Annotated in this window: 2 protein-coding genes; both read right to left on the bottom strand. The window is 63.7% G+C overall.

Annotated elements, in window-relative coordinates; translation table 11 throughout:
* Window positions 1-2,522 (bottom strand): ATP-binding protein (locus FJZ36_18760; GenBank protein MBM3216940.1); only part of this gene is annotated, 2,522 nt, incomplete at its 3' end.
* 334 nt (window positions 2,523-2,856) lie between these two features.
* Window positions 2,857-2,963: transposase (locus tag FJZ36_18755; GenBank protein MBM3216939.1), on the bottom strand; the 107-nt coding region annotated here is incomplete at its 5' end.

The raw sequence follows: 2,963 nt of genomic DNA, 5'->3' as shown, positions 1-2,963 counted from the left end.
TACCCGATGGCTTCTTCCCAGCCGGTCGCTGTGACGCCGTTGTCCGTGACCGATTCGTCCTTGATGGTTCCCCCGTCGTCGTCCGCTTCGGGCGGTTTCTGTTCCGTCTCGCGCGTCCATTCGGCGGCGCACGGGGCGTCCTTCGGCGCGAGAAGCACGTCGTCCGCAAGTCTCAGCGACGTGAGTTTTTCGTACGGGTCGCGCCGCCGATTGTCCGCGGGCCCGCGAACGACGCCCTTGTCGTCGAAGACTTCGCCGCTTGGCAGTCGAACGACGACTTTTCCGTCCTCCACGCCCTTCTCGACCGATTTACGCACCACGTCGGAGCCGGACATCAACCGCAGTTTCGAGCTCATCAACGCCCGCTCGTGAACCGATTTCGCCGTCACCGCGCCCTCGTGGTCCACCGACGGCGTCCCGCCCGGGAACAGACCCAGAAGCAGGTCGACGTCGAGCGCGTCGCCCGGCGAGTACATCAACCGTTCCTTGCGGAGAAAGTCGAGCAGGTTCGGCTGTCCTTGAGCCGTTCCGAGCGCGTTCTTGTCGGGAACGAGCATCGCTTCCGGTAGCGACTTCGGCTTCGCTTTCCCGATGAACACCCGGTCGAACGCGCGTATCGCGACGATTCGGGCGTTCCTCGTGAGTTCGGGTTCGATACGCCGGAGTTGCTGTTGGACGGGCTCGTTGTCCGATTGCTCCTTCTTGACGTCCTCTGTGGCGAGAACGCGTCGCGCCATTTCAACGGCGCGTTTCAGCGAATCGTCGCTCGGAGCGAGTGCGACGAGTGCGTTGACGAAACAGCGCGGACGTGGCGGGTCGGAATCGTCCTCGTGTTCGCACGCGGTTCGCGCGGTCGTCTCCGACGCGCAGAGGGCGAGCTTCAGGTCGGCGGAATCGTTCACGGCGCGCGGGCTATCGGGCCATGCCGTCAACTTGAAATGCGACCCGCCGTAGTATGTCTGAACGGTCGTGCGCACGCGCGCCATGCCGTCGGCATCGCTTATCTTCTGCATCCGCTCTTCGATGAGCTTGTTCACGTTCGGGGCGTAGCGGAACTGAAAGCGAGTTCCCGTTCCGTCCGTGAACAAGTGCCAGCAGACGCGGTAGAGCGCGTCCAACGCCTCTTCTACGGCAACGGTCGTGTCGCTCGGTCGCGCGACGGCGAGGGTCGCGTCGCGGGCGTCGAGACCGGCGCTCGGCGTCAAAGGAAGGCTCTCCAACAGAACTGCCGAGGCGGCTCGACGATGGGTTCCCAACGGCGCTCCGCCGTCGAGTTCGCCCGCGTGCTGGACGATGTCCGCATTGACGGCGCCCCGGAACTGATCTCTGTCGAGACGACTCAGCAAGTCGCCCTGGATCTCGGACTTTGTCCAGTCGACATCGCCCGCTGAAATGAGCGGGACGTCGACGTCTCGGCTCCAAATGTCGCGGATGACCCGCGCGAAGAGGCGCAACGTTCCCCGGCTCTTCTGGAACGCCGGAAGCGTTCCGAGGCGGTTTTGCACCGTGTCGAAGAAGCGCGGATGAAACGGATAGTGCTCGACGATGCGCTGGGCGTACGCGTCCTTCGTCGCCTCGTCGGGCAGCAAGTCGTTTCTCTCTGACGCGATGCGACGATAAGCGTTGTGGTACTCCCTCGACGCTTCCTGTGCCGCGTCGCCGTCAATCGTCGCGAACAGTCGCCGAAGAACGACCTGATGCCCTTCTCCGTCGATAGGGTCGCGCTCGACCGCTCTGCGCCTGACCATGTCGGTTTGCGACGGGCCCACCGCTCCGATGGCGGTTTGAAGGTCGAGTGAGTGCTGGCGATAAGCGGTTTGGTCCCCGGGAGCCGTTATGACCAGCACCGCCCGCATACGACTGACGACTTCCGACATGAGTCCGGTCACGAAACCGAGAAGACAGTCTTGGTGCGCTTTCGAGAGTTTCGCCTTGTAGACCACAATCTCGTCGAGAAGCAACAACACGGGGTCGGTCGCTGGAAGCATCTCGCGGATGAGCGCCACGTCGGGAACCATGCCCGGGTCGTCCACGACGCGGGTGTATCCCGCCTGTCCACCCAGTTGATAGGCGAGTTCTCCCCAAAGGCTGTGCGTTGTGACCCCGTCCGCATGGCGGACGCACACGCCCGTCCCGAACTTCTCGCCGTCCACTCCGGCGACTCGAACAACGTGTGGTCGTCCTGCCGCTGGTAGGATGTCTGTCGCGATGTTCGTGGCGATGTTCCGCGCGAGATGCCAGAGGCAGATGAGCGCGTGCGTTTTCCCCCCGCCGAATCCCGTGTTCAAATGGAGCGTGAATCCCGCTTCGTTCGCGTTCGCCAGATGACCGAACACGGACGCCGCGATACGCTTCAAGGATTCCGTGGGATGCGTGTTGCGGAAGAGCTCCTCCGCGTTCCGGTAGACCTCAGGGCCCTTGTCCTCGACGACGAGACCGAAGTCCGCCGCGAAGATGGCATCCTGTAACTCGCCGTGCAACACCTCGTCTCGCGGTCGGCAGGTCTCCCGAACGGCTCTCATCCGTGACTCCTTCGCGTGCTGAAGCGCGCGTCGTGCCGCGGCGCGAGTCGCAGTCTATCGCCGCCCGCCGTCGTTCGCAACAACGCGATCGACCTTCGACCGTCGCGCCATCCCTTCGGAGACCAGACCCTCATGGAACCCCGCATCCCCGACCCAAACAGCAAACCCCACCCGCCATCGTCCGATTCCTGCAACCCCGAACGACGAAACGGAGACGTAGATGCGTCGTGCTACGGATTCCGTTTGACATCGGTGTTCGGTCGGACGCACAACAGATTGTCGGCAAGGTCGGCGACCGCGCCCCGCCTCCGCCTGGACTACGGAAGCGTGCCCCTCACTCTCCCGTCGGCGCCGAACACGCGCACCACGCCTGGAAATGGCGATGGATCGTGCTGTCGTCGCCGTATTCCTTGGGGATTCGATTCCACTGACAGCCGGTGC

The organism is Candidatus Poribacteria bacterium, assembly GCA_016866785.1.
Lineage (GTDB): Bacteria > Poribacteria > WGA-4E.
This window is presented reverse-complemented; position numbering and strand designations above follow the sequence as displayed.